Here is a 17961-nt window from a genome sequence, read left to right on the forward strand (position 1 = left end):
CCGCGGTGCGCGAAGGTCGCGCGGCGCTTGGCACCTGGCGCATCAGAGGCTCGCGAGCGCGACGCCCCCCGCGAGGCGTGCGCTTACGGATTTTCGTACGTTCGGCGGCGCGTCGCGCAAGATGCCCGGCCACTTCGCCTTCGCTTGCTTGACGGTCTCCTTGGCGACTTGAACGAGCCGCGCGGCTCGAGGCACCCCGGCCGCGTCGATGAGCGCACGAAGCCTTGGCCAGTCGAGCGACGAGAGCTCCGCATCGATGCGGCGATTGAGCGCGTATTCCTGCGGCGCGAGCTCGTCAAACCACGCCGTGACGCACACGGGATCGTAGAGCGGCGACAGCGTCGGCGTCACGCCGCCCGGATAGATGAGTGCCCAGTTCTTGAGGTGCGCGTCGGTGTTGCCCATGAGGATGAAGGCCACGAGGCGCCGCACCGCCTCCTTCACGTCGCGCGCCGGCTCGCCAGACAGTCGGTCCAAGAGGCGCAACATGGCGGGAAAGTCGAGCTCCAGACCGCGGCCGTATTTGCGGCGCGGCTCGAACTGCATCGCCTGGGCCATCTCTTCCATGTGGACGCGGCGCCCCGCTTCGCCACGGTCGAAGCGCTTGACGGCGAGCACGTGAGCGAACTCGACCTCGTCTGGGAGGTCGACCTCCCGGCGGGGCACACGCGCGACCTCTGCGCAGTCGAGGTCGAGCACACCGGCGAGCCGGTAGCCGGTGAGCTCGTTGTCGACCCAGTCAGGATGTCGGGTCGACGGGAGCTTCAGGATGTACGCCCCCGCCTGCCCGTGCCGCTTCACGACGTAGCGGCGTCCCTCTTTGATGGCCGAAAACTTCGTGACGAGCCCCGCGAGGCTCGCCGCGTCGAGGACCGGCTCCGCGACCAGCTCGGCGGCCGCAACTTCGAGCCCCATCGACGCGTGCCACGCGAGGACGGCCGGCGGAATGGCGTCGCCGGTGAGCGGCTCGAGCTCAACGGCCCCCGCGAGATCGCGTCCTGCGGCGGCGAGCAGTTCGAACTCGTCGCTCTCGGAGCAACCTCGCTCGCGCGCGAGCCGCTGCCGGTTGTGCCCTTCCGGCAGGAGGTTGGAGAACCACGTCGGAAGGTGCCCGTCGCTCCGCACGAGACGCACGTCGCGCGTCGCGCGCAAGATCGCGCGCGTGTCGGACTCGGTGGCGCCTCGGTAGGCCAACGACAGCGCGGGGCGTGCCGCGTCTTCGATGTAGCTCTCCTCAAACGACAAGCGCACGATGTCACCGAACTGCGAGAGGAACGCGACGCTGCGCCGCTCGCCGCTCGGCAGGTGCAAGAGCACCCGCAACGTGCGAATCGACGTGCTCATGCGCGTCCGCGCTTTGCCGTCCGCCGCGGAGCGACAGCGCGTCGGGTTGGCGGCGCCGCCGGCGTCGACGAGGCACCAGGCCCGCTCTTGGCGCGCGCCCCCGCGCCGGCGTCTGTGAGCCACTCGACGATCGACAACGGCGCGTCAGTCCCTGGCGGTTGGGCCACGAGCCGTCCGCCGGCGCGCAGGAAGGTTTCGACGGCCGGCGTGAGGTCGCTCGGCACGAGAACGACTTCGAGACCGAGGACGCGCATCACGACCGTCAGCGTCGAGAGCCGAGGGTCGATGTCGCCGGCCTCGAGCTTCTGAACAGTCATACGCGACAGGCCCGCACGCGACGCCAGCGCCTGCTGGCTAAGTCGAGCGCCGCGGCGCGCTTGGCGAAGTGCGACCGGGAGGCTAATGCTCATTATTCTTATCTTTTAGCTTAATTTGATAACTATGCACATCTATTTGCCCCCTCCGTGGCGAGGCCAAACCGGCGAATTCGGCCAACATTGACGCCCTCAAGCGGCCACGAGAGGCTCACGCGGGCGATGGGGGACATCAACCAGGGGCAGCTGCTGACGCCGTCAATCCGGCTCGTCCGGCCTTTCGGGAAGGGCGGCATGGGCAGCGTCTGGCTCGCCGACCACCTCGCGCTAAAGACGCAGGTCGTCGTGAAGTTCATGGCGACCGAGCTCGCGACCAACCCCGACGCCGTGAGCCGCTTCGCTCGCGAGGCCGCCGCGGCCGCGCAGGTCAAGAGCCCCCACGTGGTGCAAATGCTCGACCACGGGCTCTCCGAGACGGGCGTGCCCTACATCGTGATGGAGCTGCTCGAGGGGCGCGAGCTGTCGAAACACCTCGACGAACGCGGCACGCTGTCGCCGGCCGAGGTGTCGGCCATCGTGAGCCAACTTTGCAAGGCCCTGCGCCGCGCCCACGAGCGGCACATCGTCCACCGCGACATCAAGCCCGACAACATCTTCCTCTGCGACGTCGGTGGCAATGACCTCTTCGTCAAGCTGCTCGACTTCGGCGTCGCGAAGCTCGCCATCGGTCATGAGCTCACAGGCGAAATCGGCACGCGGACCGGGGCCATGGTGGGAACGCCCTATTACATGAGCCCCGAACAGCTGGTGGGCGCCAAGGATCTCGACCTGCGAACGGATCTTTGGTCCGTCGGCGTCGTGGCCTACCAAGCGCTCACGCGCGAGCTTCCCTTCACGGCCGAGACCATCGCTGGCCTGGCGGTCGCGATCCACAGCGGACCGACGCCGATGCCATCGGCCGTTCGGCCCGATCTGCCGGCGGGTATCGACGCGTGGTTTGCGCGCGTGTGCGCCCGCGATCCGAAGGCTCGCTTCGGCTCCGCCATGGAGATGGCCGACGCGCTCGAGGCCGTCGTCCGAGGAGTGCCGCTGCCCGCGCTCGTCGGCGCGGCGGCGGTCCCCACGTCACCAGCGAGCGATCCATCCATACCGGGCTCCGCAGCCGGCGCCGTGACGAGCCCCGTGACGGGCTCCACCGTGGGCACCTTTGGCTCCACGATGCAGCCCACCGCACAACCTTCGCGCCGACGAGGTCGCGCGGCCATCGCGGCGGCCACGGGCGTCGTGGCCATCGGTGCGACGCTGGCGCTGGCGATCCCGCGCGGGTCGCCAACGCCCTCCGGCGCGGCGATGGCGAGCTCGACGTCAGGCACCACGCCGAGTGCCTCGGCGCTCCCGACGGCCACCGTGACCCAAGCCACCGGTGCGACGCCCTCCCCTTCCGCACCGCTTTCCACGGCTGGCGTCGCGGTACCGTCGACGGGCGCGCCGTCGGCGCTCAAGGTCTCGCAACGGACCCCGCCTGCCGCCGCCGTCCGCGCCGCCGCAAGCTCGACCTCGTCGTCGGGCGCGCGGCCGCCGACGGCAGCCCAAGGCGCGCCAGTTGTAGCCGCGCCGCCCCCCGAAAGGCGCCCGGCCGCCGCAGCGTCCAAAGACTTCGACACCCAGTAATCGTAGGATCGGCCCCAATGAGAACCCGCGTCGTCGGCACGTCGCTCGTTATTGCTGCGTTGCTTTTCGTGCAGGATGCAGGTGCTCAGGGAGCCGACGCGGCCTTGGCGACCGACCTCTTCAACGCCGGGCGCGACCTCATGGCAGCCGGGAACCACGCTGCGGCCTGCCCGAAGCTCGCCGAGAGCGCTCGCCTCGACGCGAAGGTTGGAACGCTCGCGAAGAGCGGCGAGTGCGAAGAGAAGCTTGGTCGCCTGGTCAACGCACGAGCCCGCTGGCTGCAGGCGCAGAACCTCGCCCGGGCCCAGGGCGACGCACGCCTCGCGCGCGTCGAAGCCGAGTTCGCGCGCGTCGACAAGCTCGTGCCCAAGTTGAACATCGTCCTCCAAGGCGCCGCCGCGCCGGACCTGTCGCTCAAAGTCGACGACCTTCAGCTGAGCGCGGCCTCGATTGGGGTCCCGGTGCCTGTGGAGCCAGGCCGACACGTCGTCGTGGCTTCGGCTCCCGGACGTGCGCCCTGGTCCACGACCGTTGAAGCGGGCACTGACGGGGCCGCGGTGACGGTCACGATCCCCGAGTTGCCCTCGCGCCCCGAAGCGGCGGCGCCAGCGCCGCAAACGACGCCCACGCCCACGCCCACCCCCGCCCCCGCGCCGGCGACACCACCGGAACCCGCCGCGGCGCCGGCGCCTGGGCCCGAGGGCTCGACGAACCCCCTGAAGGTTGGGGGCCTCGTCACGGCCGGCATTGGCGTAGTCGCCCTCGGCGTCGGCGGCGTCTTCGCGGCCCAAGCGAAGTCGTCGTACGACGATTCACTTAACGGCGGCTGCACGAAGAACGAGTGCACCGCCGCGGGGCTTTCGCTAAGAAACGACGCCCGCAGCGCGGGCACGCTCGCGACGGTGTTCGTCGTCGCCGGCGGCGTGCTCGCCGCGGGAGGCATCACGATGTTTCTCGTGGCCCCAAGCCGCGAACGCAAAGCTGCGAGCTTGCGCCTTTCTCCGAGCGCCTCGCGCCACGACGCAACCTTGTCGCTCCAAGGAGCCTTTTGATGCGCGCTCTCGTCTTTCTCGTGATCGCGGCCGTGGCGGCCGCCGCGTGCAACGCCGTCTTGGGCATCGACGAGGGACACCTCATCGTCGACGACGCGGGGTCGTTCACTGGCGGTGAAGACGCACGGCGCACCGACGCGGACACCTCGGAAGGTGGCATCGAGGACGACGCCGCACAAGGGAAGGACGCGAGCGACGCGTCGGTGGCCGATCAGGCGGCGCCCGGCGTCGTGGTATCCATCCCCACGCTGCGCAATCCTTCCGCCGTCGGGCACCCTGTCTACGGTGCTCGCGTGACAGTAACGGGCCTTGTCGTTGGCCTCGACGACGTCGGCACCAACCGCGGCTTCTACCTCCGCGACACCTCGCAGACCGTGTGGGCAGGCGTCTACGCGTACACCGGTGGGAACGCCGTTACCGTCGCCGTTGGCGACGTGGTCACCGCCACCGGGAACTACTCCAATTACCAGGGCGCCGACCAACTTCAGGTCACGGGGAAGGGCAACTCGTACGCCAAGACCGGCTCGGGAGGCGTGCCCGCCCCGCTCAATGTCACGCTCGCCGAGCTCAGCGACTGCACCGCTACGGGACGCGCCGCGCAACTGCAGTCGATGCTCGTGAAGATGACGAACGTCGTCACGATCGTGGCAACGGTGAACACCGAGTTCACGGTGAAAGCCCAAGGCGACGCCAGCGCGGACACGCTGATCGTGTCGAGCTTCGTCGCCAACGAGGCTGGACTGTCACCGTTCCCCTCGGGGCTCAACCAGAAGTACGCGTCGATCGTGGGCTACGCCCACAAGTCAGGCAATCCTGTCGAGAAGTGCAAGCTCGCCCCGCGGAGCCCCGCCGACCTCGTGCTCCAGTAGGCCAAGGCCACGGCGCGCCCCGTCGTCCTCACGCGCCGTCGAGCGGCGCGGACGAGCTCTTGAGGCACGCCGCGAGGACCTCTTTCACCTGCCCAAGGGAGCGCGACGTGAAGAGTTCGCTGCCGGTGACGCGAAGGAGCGTGACGCGATCTTTTGCGTCGAGGTCGCAGATGGAGTGCTCGGGCCGCGTGTAGCAACGCGCATGGGACGAGTAGGCGCGGTCCTCGAGGGCATCGCACGTCGTCCGAGCTTCGAGTTCAGGCACGAGCTCGTTTTGGAGACACGAGCGGACGGCCCGTAGCCAGGTCTGCCCCGCTGGCGAAAACTCCGACGCCTGGTCGAGGTACACGCGACACATGCGCTCACCGAAGGCGAGCGCGTAGCCGTCGGCGCCGCAGGGGCGCTCGGACTCGAGACACTCGCGGTAGAACGAGCAATCGTCCACAATCGGACGTCGGCACGCTGCGGGGTCTGCGTACACGGCGCTCAGCGCCGATTGCGTCGCACCGTCGGGCACGCGAGCGTCGCCACACGCGACGAGTCCGCCAGCGACCAGCGTCGCCAGGAGGAGGTGCTTCGCGGCCATGCCCCAAGCCCTGCAGACGCCATGCCACCTCAGAAGAGCGCAAATCGCGGCCATTGGCGCGCGTCGTTGCACTGCCCCCGGATCGTGCAAGTCAGGACAACGAGGGGGCTTTTCACGCGCAGCGGGGAACGCCTTTACGTCGCCGCTCGTCGGATCGCGACCCGCCCCGAAATGGTGCCCCACTCTTCGGCCCGCGACAGCCGCTCAAACGTCAGCTCGTGCTCGCCGGGCTCCAAGAACATGACGAGCTTCGTTCCGTGCTGGCCGCCACGCCCCAGCGCCGCGCGCTCCTCGTCGCCGAGCGGCGGGCTCTCGTGACGCCACGCAGGAAAGACCCGGACGACGGAGAGCACGCCTGAAGGCACGCTCACGGACGCGGTCATCGTCGGTTTCGAACCGAACTCCGCGAGGATCACCTCGGTGAGCGTCGGCATGGCCAGCGTCACACGCCACTTGTCGACCTGCGCCGGCACCAAGTGAAGGCCCGCCGTGTCGCTCGAGAGGAGCATCACCTCGGAAGCGGGAAAGAACGAACAGACGGCGAACTTGAAGCCAGCGTCTTCGAAGGGGCGAAGTCCGGTCTTCCCGCGGCCGATCTTCTCGATGGCGAGCCGACCGCGATCCTCCGGCGAATGCGCCGCCAAGAACGCTTCGAGCTCTCCCGAATCCCCGACGAGGAACACGTGACCCGCAGCGGCCGTGAGCTTCCCCAGCAGTCGCTCGGTCTTCTGGACTTTCCCTTTTTTCTCCACGCGCTCGCCTCCCGCGATAGGGCAGCGTCGCGCGAAGGGCTTCATCGCGGCAAACACTTTCGACCGCCCCTTGCGGAAGTCCGCCCTCGGGAGCGACGCCACGACTACGATAAGTGCCCGTGAGCGACGTCGTCCTCTATCACTACTTTCGGTCGTCCTCGTCGTACCGCGTGCGCATCGCGCTGGCTTTCAAGGGGATTCGATACCGCTCCGTCTACGTGAACCTGCTCAAAAAGGAGCAGAGTTCGGACGCGCACCTCGCGCGGAGCCCCGCTGGCAACGTGCCGTGCCTCGAGATCGAAGGGCGCCCTTACGTCGAGTCGGTGGCCATCGTCGAGCTGCTCGAAGAGCTCCACCCGACGCCGCCGCTCTACCCCAAAGAGGCGTGGGATCGGGCGCGTGTGCGGGCCCTCGTCGAGCTCATCAACGCCGGCACCCAGCCGCTCCAGAACCTCCGCGTCTTGGCGCGCCATACAAGCGAGCAAGAGGAGAAGACCGCCTGGGCGAAACACTGGAACGAGCACGGGCTAGAGGCCTTCGAGCGCGCGATGGAGCAGAACGAAACGCTCGGCGTCCGCGGGCGCTTCGCCTACGGCGACACCTTCACGGCGGCCGACGTCTTCCTCGTCCCGCAGGTGTTCAGCGCCAAGCGATTCGGCGTCGACCTCTCGAAGTTTCCGCGCGTTCGCGCCGCAGCCGAACACGCGCTCTCGCTCCCCTTCGTGGCCGTCGCCGCACCGGACCGGCAAGCCGACGCCCCGAAAGCGAGGCACGACGACCTCTCGCCCGACGCGCGCGACGCGATCCTTACGCGCGCCCTCGAGGTCCTCGAGCCCATCGCGCAGCGGACGCGCTTCCTCGAGTCCATCGGCTGGTCCCGCGAGGTGGAGGAAGCGTTCTTCGCGGCCAACGCGGAGCGCCTGCCGGAGCCTTCCTACGACATCGACACGAGCTTCTGCGAGGAGTCCATCGCGAACGCCACGGCACTCCTCGGCGAGTTACAAGGCGACCACGTCCTTTTGCGGTGGCTCCGCGATCAGTGCGAGAGCTTCATCGACGCGAACCGCATGTTGCTCGCGGTCGGCACGAGGGATTTCTATGCCCACTCGGTGCGCATCTACGGCGGGGCGCGCACCACGGCCTTCGACGCCGACACGACCAACCTTCACCTCGCGAACCATCTCCACGCGCGCCTCGCGGAGCCGAGCCGCAGCGAAGACGAAGTCATGCTCGAGGCCTCGGACTTCACCGATCTCATGGAGGAGAGGCTCGACGAGCTCGGTGGCTCGCTCGAGATGAAGATCGAGCGCGACCCCGATCTAGCCGCGAAGGTCGTTTGCGGGCGCAAGCGCATGCGCGTGCGCGACGGCGCGCGCTTCGAGCGAACGGAGGCCGAGGGGCTCTTCTTCCACGAGATCGAGACCCACGCGCTCACGGCGCAAAACGGTGCCGCGCAGCGCGCGTTCCCTCTCCTCCGCGCCGGCGGTCCCCGCACCACGCGGACGCAAGAGGGCCTCGCCGTCTTCTCAGAGCTCTACAGTCACACGCTCACGCCGCGGCGCCTTGGTCGCCTCGCGGAGCGCGTTCGGCTCGTGGCCATGGCCGAAGACGGCGCGTCGTTCCTCGACCTGTTCCGTCATCTCGTGAAGCTCGGCGTGCCGGAGCGCGACGCCTTCCTCGACGCGCAGCGCGTTTGCCGCGGCGGGCTCACGACGGGCGGCGCGCCCTTCACCAAAGACGCGTCGTACCTCTCGGGCCTCCTCGACGTGTACACCTTCTTGCGCTCGAGCCTCGTGTTCCCAACGCCCGTGGTGGGCGAGATCCTCGTCTCGGGGCGCATCGCCATCGCGGATGTCGAAGCGCTCTTGTGGCTGCGCGCGGAGGGCGTGCTCGAAGCGCCGCGGCTCTTGCCGCGTTGGCTCAAGCGCCACGACACGCTGCGCTCGTATTTCGCGTTCACGTCGTTCTTGAACGAGGTCGACTTCAAGAGCGACGCCGGACCGGCGTTTCCGAAGGAGCTCGTCGAGCGCGCAGCCGCGCGCGCGCACGAGCCTCTGGCTACTGGCACGCGAGAATAACGAGACCGGGCCGATCGCTCACGCCGGCCTCGCGGACCATGCGGGCGGGCTCGCTGGGATTCGGTGGCTCGCCGTTTGCGCCCGCCAGCGTTTGCCCGCTCCCGACGAGGCCGACGGCAACGAAACCAGAGCCTCCGCCCCCTCCGCCACAGGGAGCACCACCACCCGCGGCACCCCCGCCCCCGCCGCCGAACAGCCCCGCGCCGCCGCCGCCGCCAGGGGAGACGTCGCCGTTCGGCGCGTTAGAATCGCTACCGACCCCACCGAAAAACGCGCCCCCTGCCCCGCCGGCGCCGCCGGGTGCCCCAGCGCCACTTCCGCCCCCATCCTGGGTGCCGCCCTGCCCCGCCGACGGACCGGTCCCCGCGGTGCCGGCAGCGCCGCCACCGGCGCCGCCCGCCGACGAAGCGCAAGCACCACCACCGCCGCCGGCAAGGAGCAACATCGCGCTTTTCGCTCGGAGCTCGCTGAAGCCGCCACCGCCGCCGGCCGGCGTCCCAAGCCCAGTGCCCGGGTCGCCGCCGCGGAAGGTGGCGATCGCCACGCCGCCGGCGGCGCCGACTCGCACGTCGACAGACTCGGTCTGCTGCACGGCGAACGACCCTTCCGCGTACCCGCCGGGGCCGCCGAGATCGTTGTTGCCGGAGCGCGCGCCGCCGGCCCCCCAGAGTCGTGCCACCAACGTGTTGCAGTCCGCGGCCAAGGAGACCTTGAACGAGCCCGGCACCTCGAGGAGCGTCATTTGGCCTGGCCCTAGCGCCGCGTCGGGGGGAACGACCGTGGCATCGGCGAAGGACTGGGCGTCGAGGGAGGACGATCGGGGGCCTCCGTCTCCACGGCGCCTTCACCCGACGCCGCATCCACGGGAGCTCCCGTGTCGCCCGAGGCACTGGCGTCTTGCACGAGGCCGGCGTCGACGACTCCATCGTTGGGCCCAACAAAGGCCTCGAACCCGATGAGCGCTGAACACGCCGCCGAGCCCGCCGCCAGGAATGCCAAAGTCACGCGGCTACGCACCAAGCGATGCTAGCCGACCTCGGGAGGCCCCGCGAGCCCGCCTCAGCCCGCCCGCAAGCTCTCCTGATACGTGCGCAATACAGCCACCGAGAGCGTGACCAGCACGGGCCCCAGCACGAGCCCCACGACGCCGAACACCTCGACGCCGCCGAAGAGCGCGATGAACGTGAGGACCGTCGGGACGCCGGGCTCGCGGCCCACGAGGCGCGGACGGATGACGTAGTCAGAGATGAGCCCCACCGTGAGCGCGCTGTAGATGAGCAAGGTGGCCCCGAGCACCGGGTGCCCCGTGGCGATCTTGAAGATGCCGATGGGAACCCAGACGAGCAGCGTGCCGACGGCCGGCACCAGGGACGCGAGCGCGGTAACGACGCCCCAGAAGCCAGGCTCGGGAACGCCGACGATGCGGTAGCCGACGGCCGCGAACATCCCTTGAATGATGCCCGTAAGAACGGTCCCCAAGAGCACCTGTCGGCCGGCGCGCCGAAACTGATTGAGGAGCTCGTGCGTGTGCCGTCGCTCGAACGGCAAGAGCTCCTCCATATGCCGCGCGAGATCACCCCAGTGGCGGAGCACGAAATACGTCGACAGCGTCATGAAGAAGAGCGCGAGGAGCGTCCCGAAGGTCCATGTGGCAACGTCAGCGGCCCAGCCCGCGACGCGCCCTCCCATCGAGACCGCCTCGGCTTGGAGCGTCGCGGAGACGTCGGTCACGGGGGTGTGCATGACGGTCAGCATCCGCGTCAACTCGGTCACGAAGCGCCCCAAGCTGCCCTGGGGCCCAAGCTCGTCGGGCAGCGCCGAGAGCACGCGAAGGCCCCGCGACACGAAGAGGATCATCACGCCCACAAGCGTCGCGGAGACCACAAGGGCCGCCCCGACGGCGCACAAGAGCGACGAAAAGCCTGCGCTCAAGTGCCGGCGCCGCAGCGCGCCGTAGGCCGGTTGAAGCGAAAAACCGAGCAACGCGCCGATGAAGAGGCCCACACCGAAAGGCGCTGCGATGCGGACGAGCACGAGGGCGGCGACGATGGCCAAGACGCCGAGCGCGCGATGCCTCTTCTGCCGAAGCACGTCGGGCGGCTCGCTCTGCATCGGGGGTCGCGTAGAGCTCGCCATGGGGCGCTGAGCCTACGTGAACGAGGAGCGCGCTGCCGCTACTCTGTTTCTTCGAGGACCTTCATGGGCGAAACGACGATGGCGCCGCCCTTGGCCTCGACGACGATCTCGAAGAGCGAGTTCCGACCGTTGCCATCGAGATCACCGCGGGCGCGCGCGATGGCGCGGCGGCGGTCTTGCGAGACGAACAGCTCGTATTGGTAGCGAAGCGGACCTTTGGGCGCGAAGCCGAGGGCCGTCCACGTGGCGTGCGCGAAGTCGGTGTCGAGCGGCGTGTGGAGCGCCGCGCGCGGGATCTTCTCTGGCGAGGGCGGCGGCGCTACGGGGAAGATGGGCCCGGTGACGCGCGGTTTCTCCGGCGCGTTCTTGCGCAGCGCTTCGGCCAACGCCGCGACGTTGACGCGAGCCTCTTCGGCGAGGGCCCGCGCCTCTTGCTCCCACAACGCTCGGCGCGCGCCCGTCGCCAGCGCCACGAGGTAACCCGCTTGCGCGACGCCGTCGCCCTGCGTTCCGGCGCGAACCTCGGCCGCGGTACCGCGCATCGTCACCTTGAGGGTGTCGAGCGCATCGCGAACGAACTTCGGCTCATGCGCCGCAGCCTTCTTTCCCGCGTCGACGCGCTCACCGAGCTCCTTGGCGCTCGTCGCGTCATCGAATTGCAACGTCGCCTCGGCGGCGAAGCCGGCGCCGCTCGAGCGCATCAGCACCTTGACGTCCTTGGCGACCAGCGCGGGCGAGGCTCCGCAGCCCACCAAGAAGGCCTCCGCGCCCAGGTCGAGGCACGCGGCGAGAGGACGCGCGCTGCCTACGAGCTCCACAGCTTCCGCCAGCGAAGCTTCGTCGCCGACGAGGAGCAGCTGCCCTTGGATGGTGATGAAGAGCGGCGACGCCTCTTTTCCGCGCTCGAGGCGAATCGCCGGACGCTCCTGAAAGTTCGCGTCCTTGCCGCCGAAGGTCTGCCGCATGCAGCGGAGGGCCTCATCGGCGCTCATGGCGAGCTCGGCGGCGATGAGCAGCTCGTCTTGGCCCATGGCCACGAGCACTTCGTGGAAGGCATCGATGGGCGCCACCTTGCACGCGCGCATCCACGCGCCGTACGCATCCGAGGCCTTCGTCTCGCGAGCCAGACTGGGCATCGCGTCACCGAGGGCGGTGCCTCTGAGTCGACGCAGCGCGATGCGCAAGGCGAAGGGCGTCCTCGCCGGCAGCGCGGCCAACGGCCCACGCGTCGTCGACGGCCCCTCCGCGCTCGAGACGAGCTTGCTGGGTCCGCCGCAGGCGGTGAGGCTCACGGTGGCGGCGAGCATGGCGCTGGCCCAAAGGCGCGGAGCCGAGCGCATCACGGAGTCTTCGTCTTGAGGCTGTCGACGGCGTGCACCGGCGCCATGTCGCCCGCCATCAGGTGGGCGATCGCGCCATAGACGAGCCGCTGCGAATCGACGCGGCCGAGGCCTTGAAAGGCCGCCGAGACCACCTCGATGGTGAAGTGCCCTCCGCCACCCGCCACGGTCACGCGCGCATCGGCCAACTTGGCGACGATGGCATCGCGAATCGCGTCGGGGATGGAGCCCTGGAAGTTCGTCGGGTGATCGCTCATCGAGCCTCTCTATACCGCGGAGGCGCGCCGCTCGAGATGCATTTCACGAGGCGAATGCCCCCAACAAGGCGCCCGCTCAATACGTGGCGAGCGACGGGTCGACGGTGCGGGCCCACGCGTCAACGCCACCCTCCACGTTGTAGACGCGGACAAAGCCCATGGAAAGGAAGCGCTCCGCCGCGGAGCGACTCCGACCGCCGTGGTGGCAATAGAAGACCACCGGCGTGTCGCGCGAGAGGCCCTCGAGGTGCGCGAGGCCCGCCTCGTCGAGGAACACGTCGCCGGCGATCTTCACGATGGCCCGCTCCGGCGGCGTGCGAACGTCGAAGAGGGCGAGCTTCTCGCCGCGTTCCAACATGGCCTTCAGCTCGACGACGCCGAGGGGACGGACGCGCGGAGGCTCGTTGGGGTTGTCGATGCGAAAGCCGCCATTTTCCCCAGCGACGAAGTCAATCCGGATGCCGTCGGCGCGACGCGCCGTGGCCGCGTCGACGACGAGCGTGATGCCCGCCGCGGCGACGACGAAGTCGTCGGGCTGTTTCGCGTCGAAGAAGAGGTCGACCTTGAACTGGGCGTCGACGGTCAGGCGAACGACGTCGTCGGCGCTCTCCTTGGCATCGGCGAAGGCCTTCGCAGCGGCCTCCGTGAGCGTCACGCTGGGCGCCTTTGCGGGCGCCGCCGGCGCGGCCAGGTCGCCGAGCAGCTCCTTGAGCTCACCGCTCTCGAACATCTCCGTCACGATGTCGGCGCCGCCGACGAACTTCCCTTTGACGTAGAGCTGGGGAATCGTCGGCCACTCGGAGAAGGCCTTGATGCCATCGCGAAGCGCGGGATCGCTCAGCACGTTCACGGTCTCGTAGCCGGGCAACACCTGGTCGAGGATCGATACGACGCGGCCAGAAAATCCACATTGAGGGAATCGCCGCGAACCCTTCATGAAGAGGACGACGGGGTGCGCGGCCACGAGGCCAGCGATCTTCTGATGAACTTCGGACATGACGCCTCTATAGCGTCAATCGAGCGGGACAAAAGAGGCGGCGGCCGCGCGCCAGCCAGGCCCGCAGCCAAGCGCACAGAAGGAGCCCCCTCAAGAAGGGTGGAAGATGCGACGGACGCGCTTCCGCAACCGCGACCAGAAGGAACGGGGACGCGACGACGGGACAACCTCGGCTGCGTCCACGTCGTCGACCGACAGGGAGGGCTCGGTGGCAGGGTCACGGGGAACGAAATACGGGCCAACGCGCGTTCGATAGGAAGGCGGAAACTGAACGCGTGGCGAGGGCGACGCGGCATCGCGAGGGGCGGCCTCAGGCGCTGCCGGCGCGACGAACAGATCAAGTCGCGTCGGCTCGAGGGACGGCTCACGCGGATCGAGGGTTCGGATGGCGCGCTGCGTGGAAGGGCCGAGCGGGCCGATGGCCGTGGTGCCTGACTCCGGCGGGCGCCGTTCGGGCGAGCCGTCACCGGCCAGATCGACGAGGAGATCGCCAAAGACGCGCTCGCGTTCGGCCAACGTGTCGACGAGGTCGATGCGATTCACGACCTGCTCGAGCGCCTCGCCAAACTCACCGAGCGGCGCCGCCGCGCGGAAGGCTTGCCCCCGCGGACGAGAGGACGTCGGTGTTTCGTCGGCGCTTCGCATGACGAGGCAACCTTGACGCAGTACGTGAAGGTTGCAAGTACCCTCCAAAATTATTCACCGATTTTCTCCCTGCAAATCGAAGGACTCCCGTCCCGCGGTGTCTCCCGGGGGCGACCCGCGTGACCGGCGTTCAGCAAAAAACGGTACGTTGACGCGCATGAGCGAGCCGCCGGCCATTTCCTGCCGCAGCCTCGTTAAAGTCTTCGGCTCGGTCGTAGCGGTGCGCGGCCTCGACCTCGAGGTGCGGCGCGGCGAGTGTTTCGGCCTCTTGGGCCCCAACGGTGCCGGCAAGACGACGACGCTCGAGATCCTCCTCGGCCTCACCGCTGCCACGAGCGGCGCCGTCGAATTGTTCGGCCGGACCTGGGAGACCGACGAGCGGTGGCTTCGTGAGCGCGTCGGCGTGTCGCTCCAGGAGACGCGATTCCCCGAGAAGCTCACAGTGCGTGAGCTCCTCGAGCTCTTTCGCTCGTTCTTCTCGACGGGGCGCGGCGCGGACGAGCTCCTCGACGTGGTGGCGCTCCGCGAGAAGGAGCACGCTCGCGCCGAGACCCTGTCGGGCGGCCAGCGCCAACGACTGGCTGTCGCTTGCGCGCTCGTGGGCAAGCCTCAGCTCTTGTTCCTCGATGAACCAACCACGGGACTCGATCCGCAGTCGCGCCGCTCCCTCTGGGACGTGCTTGACGCGCAAAAGGCGTCTGGCGGCACCGTCCTTCTGACCACGCACTACATGGACGAGGCCGACCGCCTCTGCGACCGCGTGGCGATCATCGACCGAGGAAAGTGCATCGCCCTTGGCTCGCCGGCAGAGCTGAAGCGAGCGCTCAACGGCGGACAGGGCGCCCACTTCGCCGACGTGACGAGCAGCGGCCCTTGGCCCGAAGGCGCCCTCGAAGCGCTGCCGGCCGTGAGCCACGTCACCCGGCGCGGCGAGGAGGCCACGCTCCGCACGAGCGATCTCCACGTGACCTTGCCGGCGCTCGTCGCACGCGCCGCCGAGCTGGGCCTCACGCTGACGAGGCTCGCCACCCACGAGGCCACGCTCGAAGACGTCTTCGTGAGCCTCACGGGGAGGCAGCTCCGTGACTGACGGCGCGGTACGTTGGGCGGCCTTGCGCGAGCTGTCACTCGCGCGGCTGCGTTTGTTCTGGCGCGAGCCGGGGACACTCTTCTGGACCTTCGTATTTCCGATTCTCATGTCCGTCGTGTTGGGCGCCGCCTTTCGCTCGCGTCCGCCTCAGCCGGCCGAGGTCGTGGTGGCGGAAGGTCCCGGCGCGCCCGCTCTCGTAGAAGCCCTTCGCGCGTCGAGCGAGGTTCGCCCCCGGCTCCTGCCGGCGCCGGAAGCGGAGCGAGCCCTGTTCTCGGGTCGCGTGTCGGTGATGGTCACCGCGTCGCACGACGACGGCTCCGCGGCGCACCTTCGCTACGATCCTTCGCGGCCCGAGAGCCGTCTCGGCCGCGCGCTCGTGGTCGATGCGCTGGAGCGTGCGCGCGGGCGCCGCGACCTCGTCGCCACGACGGAAGAGCGCGTCACCGAAGCCGGTGCACGTTACATCGATTTCTTGATCCCCGGCCTCATCGGCATGGGTCTCATGTCGAGCGGTCTCTGGGGCATTGGCTTTTCGCTCGCCGAGATGCGCTCCAAGAAGCTCCTCAAGCGACTCGTGGCGACCCCGATGCGTCGCTCAGACTTCTTGGCGTCGTTTCTCGTCGTGCGAGCCGCCCTTGTGGCCGTCGAGCTCCCTCCCCTGTTGTTGTTCGCCTCCTTCGTGTGGGGCGTGCCCGTGCGCGGCTCCTTGGCGCTCGTGGCACTGGTTGCGCTGACTGGGGCGCTGACCTTCGCGATGCTCGGCTTGCTCGTAGCATCGCGAGCCGAAAACCCACAGGTGGTCTCGGGTTTGATCAACGTCATCTCCTTTCCGATGCTCCTCTGCTCCGGCGTGTTCTTCTCGAGCGAGAACTTCCCAAGCTGGAGCCAGCCGATCATCGGGGCGTTGCCTCTGACGGCGCTCATCGACGCGCTTCGCGGCGTCATGCTCGACGGTCGCGGCATCACCTGGCTCGCGAAGCCCATGGGCGTCGTCGGTCTTTGGGGCCTCTCGGCGTTCGTCCTCGCGCTTCGATTGTTTCGTTGGCGCTAGGACGACCGGTCCCATCGTGCGCGCCTTCCGGCGCCCGTGGAATCGTCCAGCGAGAGAGGCAAGAACTCGCCCAAGGGGCGAAGAATGGCACCAGGTGGGCGCTTTGGAGAGGCCATTTTTGCGAACAATATCGAATCGATACAAATCGATCGGCGACTGAGTTTTTTCTGCATCCTCGGCCTGCGCCCTCCCCACTGAGAGAGCGATGGAGGCCCGCATGTCACGAACCAACAAGCTCCCGCGCTCGCTCTTCCTCTCCCTCGCGCTTCTGCCCGTCGGCCTTGCCGCGTGCTCGGGCGCCAATGAGGAGGCGACGAACGACAGCACCGAGCGGGAGCTGACCGGGACCATCGACGTCAAGAGCTTCGGCCTAGCGCTCGACAACGCGGTGGTCGTCGCGCAAAACCGCGCCGGTCGCACGCTCATCGCGCCCGTCGGTGCGAAGGGCGCCTTCTCCGTGAAGGTCCCGCAAGGGGATACGTACCGCCTCATGCTCGCGAACACGACGCGCGCCGGTCGCTTCGAGGTCGTCTCTCGCATCCTCTGGTCGAAGGGTCTCGCCGCAGGCGTCGTGCCGCTCTCCGGCGGCTCGGGCTCTGGCGGGGGCTCCGGCTCGGGCAAGACCGAAGCCGGTGCGTCGTCGGGCGGCGCGGTCTCGTCGTCGTCGTCGCCGTCGGAGGCGCCGGCGCTCGCGGCCGAGTGCAGTGCCTCGCGCACCAAGGCCGACCTTCCCTACGACGCGAAGATTCCCCTCGGCGGCCTCTACCGCCTCAGCGACTCCTTCCGCGAGAAGGGCGCGCTGCCCGCCGCGATCCTCGACGTCAAATCCGACGGCGGCAGCTGGCGACTCGCCGAGCTCCTCGCGAATACGCCGTTCACGACGACGCAAGCCGACTGCGATCACGACGGCAACAAGGCCACAGGCCGCGACCGCGTCTTCGTCACGTGGAAGAACGCCGACGGGTCCGTGGAGACTGATCACCTCGACATGCGCTATTGCGAAGGCGACGTTCCTCCCAGCGCGCTCGCCCAAGGCGCGGGCTCGTCCTCCTCGAGCAGCGTGCCTTGCGACAAGGACGACGCGCACGTCTGCAAGGCGGGGAGCCCCGCCGCGGCGGCAACGACGGAACACACGTGCGCAGGCGTCGAGCCCGACGACAGCCCCGACAGCGAGGTCGAGTCATGTCCGTCGAGGGGCACGAGCCCTGGCGGTGCGAGCGGCGGAGCAGCCGGCGCGGGTGGGGCGGCGAACGGTTCGACGGGAACGCCCGCGGGCGGCGCGACAGGCGGCACCGCTGGTCAAGCGGGCGGCGCCGCAGGTGCGGGCGGCTCGTCGGCAGGCGCGCCGGGAACGCCGAGCAGCGGCGGCTCCGCGGCGGGCGGCGTGGCACCGGGCGGCGCGGGAGCGGCGGGCACCGGCGGCCTCGTGGGCGGCACCGGAAACGCCATCGGTGGAATGAGCTTCTGGGCGAAGGTCTCCGGGGGCTCCGCCGCAAACCTCGGGCTCATCAAGCTCATCAACAGCTCCGTCTTCGTCGGCGTCGGTGCCAGCGGCGGCGCTGGCGCAGCGGGAGGCGCGGCGGCGAGCCCCGGCGCGCCGGCCGGTGGAGGTGCGGGCGCTGCCGGCGGCTCCGCCGACGGGACGAACGCGGGGACTCTCAGCTCCGACATCGGCGGTGCGTGCGCCGTGAGCGCCGACTGCCGCACGAGCCTCCGTTGCGTCGCCTCAACGTGTCAGATCCCTCTCTTCTGAGCACCCCCGCGCAAGCGAAAGACAGC

At 69.1% G+C, this 17961-nt stretch carries 18 protein-coding genes; 7 read left to right on the top strand and 11 right to left on the bottom strand.

Annotation, left to right across the window (positions count from 1 at the left end; all coding sequences use genetic code 11):
- Positions 1-42: 42 nt before the first annotated feature.
- Both IPG50_08605 and IPG50_08610 read right to left on the bottom strand, forming a co-directional pair.
- Positions 43-1344, bottom strand: a complete 1302-nt coding sequence (locus IPG50_08605) for a HipA domain-containing protein (protein MBK6692250.1) — start codon at positions 1342-1344, stop codon at positions 43-45.
- Positions 1341-1754, bottom strand: a complete 414-nt coding sequence (locus tag IPG50_08610) for a helix-turn-helix domain-containing protein (protein ID MBK6692251.1) — start codon at positions 1752-1754, stop codon at positions 1341-1343. The genes IPG50_08605 and IPG50_08610 overlap by 4 nt, the downstream gene beginning before the upstream one ends.
- 135 nt (positions 1755-1889) lie before the next feature.
- On the opposite strand from IPG50_08610, the gene IPG50_08615 reads away from it, so the two are divergent.
- Genes IPG50_08615 through IPG50_08625 form a run of 3 tightly spaced genes read left to right on the top strand, consistent with a single transcriptional unit; the run spans position 1890 to position 5250 of the window.
- Entirely contained in the window at positions 1890-3329 is a 1440-nt protein-coding gene (locus IPG50_08615; GenBank protein ID MBK6692252.1) for a protein kinase, read from the top strand.
- A gap of 17 nt (positions 3330-3346) precedes the next feature.
- The gene (locus IPG50_08620; GenBank protein MBK6692253.1) at positions 3347-4381 is read left to right on the top strand and encodes a hypothetical protein; all 1035 of its coding nucleotides are present in this window, start codon (positions 3347-3349) and stop codon (positions 4379-4381) included.
- The gene (locus IPG50_08625; protein ID MBK6692254.1) at positions 4381-5250 is read left to right on the top strand and encodes a hypothetical protein; all 870 of its coding nucleotides are present in this window, start codon (positions 4381-4383) and stop codon (positions 5248-5250) included. The genes IPG50_08620 and IPG50_08625 overlap by 1 nt, the downstream gene beginning before the upstream one ends.
- A 28-nt stretch (positions 5251-5278) precedes the next feature.
- On the opposite strand, the gene IPG50_08630 is transcribed toward IPG50_08625, so the two are convergent.
- Together IPG50_08630 and IPG50_08635 are read right to left on the bottom strand one after the other, a co-directional pair.
- A complete protein-coding gene (locus IPG50_08630) occupies positions 5279-5836 on the bottom strand; it encodes a hypothetical protein (GenBank protein MBK6692255.1) in 558 nt (185 codons plus the stop codon).
- A gap of 134 nt (positions 5837-5970) precedes the next feature.
- Positions 5971-6588 carry a hypothetical protein gene (locus IPG50_08635; GenBank protein ID MBK6692256.1) on the bottom strand — a complete coding sequence of 206 codons (618 nt, stop codon included), beginning with the start codon at positions 6586-6588 and terminating at the stop codon, positions 5971-5973.
- A 119-nt stretch (positions 6589-6707) separates the two neighbouring features.
- Between IPG50_08635 and maiA the strand changes: the two genes are divergently transcribed.
- Positions 6708-8666, top strand: a complete 1959-nt coding sequence (maiA, locus tag IPG50_08640; GenBank protein ID MBK6692257.1) for a maleylacetoacetate isomerase — start codon at positions 6708-6710, stop codon at positions 8664-8666.
- Here maiA and IPG50_08645 read toward each other — a convergent pair.
- The 7 genes from IPG50_08645 to IPG50_08675 form a co-directional block, all read right to left on the bottom strand.
- Entirely contained in the window at positions 8647-9408 is a 762-nt protein-coding gene (locus IPG50_08645) for a hypothetical protein (protein MBK6692258.1), read from the bottom strand. The genes maiA and IPG50_08645 overlap by 20 nt on opposite strands.
- Positions 9409-9419: 11 nt before the next feature.
- Positions 9420-9671, bottom strand: a complete 252-nt coding sequence (locus IPG50_08650; protein MBK6692259.1) for a hypothetical protein — start codon at positions 9669-9671, stop codon at positions 9420-9422.
- 54 nt (positions 9672-9725) lie between these two features.
- Positions 9726-10802, bottom strand: coding sequence for an AI-2E family transporter (locus tag IPG50_08655; GenBank protein ID MBK6692260.1), 1077 nt, complete (start codon positions 10800-10802; stop codon positions 9726-9728).
- Between the two features lie 38 nt (positions 10803-10840).
- Positions 10841-12142: a hypothetical protein gene (locus IPG50_08660; protein ID MBK6692261.1), complete on the bottom strand. Its 1302-nt coding sequence runs from the start codon at positions 12140-12142 to the stop codon at positions 10841-10843.
- Complete coding sequence (locus IPG50_08665) at positions 12142-12399, bottom strand: BolA family transcriptional regulator (GenBank protein ID MBK6692262.1); 258 nt, start codon at positions 12397-12399, stop codon at positions 12142-12144. Before IPG50_08665 ends, IPG50_08660 begins: the two co-directional genes overlap by 1 nt.
- A gap of 76 nt (positions 12400-12475) precedes the next feature.
- Entirely contained in the window at positions 12476-13396 is a 921-nt protein-coding gene (grxD, locus tag IPG50_08670; protein MBK6692263.1) for a Grx4 family monothiol glutaredoxin, read from the bottom strand.
- Positions 13397-13486: 90 nt separating this feature from the next.
- Positions 13487-14041, bottom strand: coding sequence for a hypothetical protein (locus IPG50_08675; protein ID MBK6692264.1), 555 nt, complete (start codon positions 14039-14041; stop codon positions 13487-13489).
- A gap of 157 nt (positions 14042-14198) precedes the next feature.
- Here IPG50_08675 and IPG50_08680 point away from each other — a divergent pair, with 157 nt between their 5' ends.
- The 3 genes from IPG50_08680 to IPG50_08690 all read left to right on the top strand — a co-directional run bounded on the left by IPG50_08680 (position 14199) and on the right by IPG50_08690 (position 17935).
- The gene (locus tag IPG50_08680) at positions 14199-15131 is read left to right on the top strand and encodes an ABC transporter ATP-binding protein (protein ID MBK6692265.1); all 933 of its coding nucleotides are present in this window, start codon (positions 14199-14201) and stop codon (positions 15129-15131) included.
- Positions 15124-16182, top strand: coding sequence for an ABC transporter permease (locus tag IPG50_08685; GenBank protein ID MBK6692266.1), 1059 nt, complete (start codon positions 15124-15126; stop codon positions 16180-16182). The genes IPG50_08680 and IPG50_08685 overlap by 8 nt, the downstream gene beginning before the upstream one ends.
- Positions 16183-16399: 217 nt before the next feature.
- Positions 16400-17935 carry a hypothetical protein gene (locus IPG50_08690; protein ID MBK6692267.1) on the top strand — a complete coding sequence of 512 codons (1536 nt, stop codon included), beginning with the start codon at positions 16400-16402 and terminating at the stop codon, positions 17933-17935.
- The last annotated feature ends 26 nt before the right edge of the window (positions 17936-17961 follow it).

Source organism: Myxococcales bacterium, from assembly GCA_016703425.1.
Taxonomy (GTDB): domain Bacteria; phylum Myxococcota_A; class Polyangia; order Polyangiales; family Polyangiaceae; genus JADJCA01.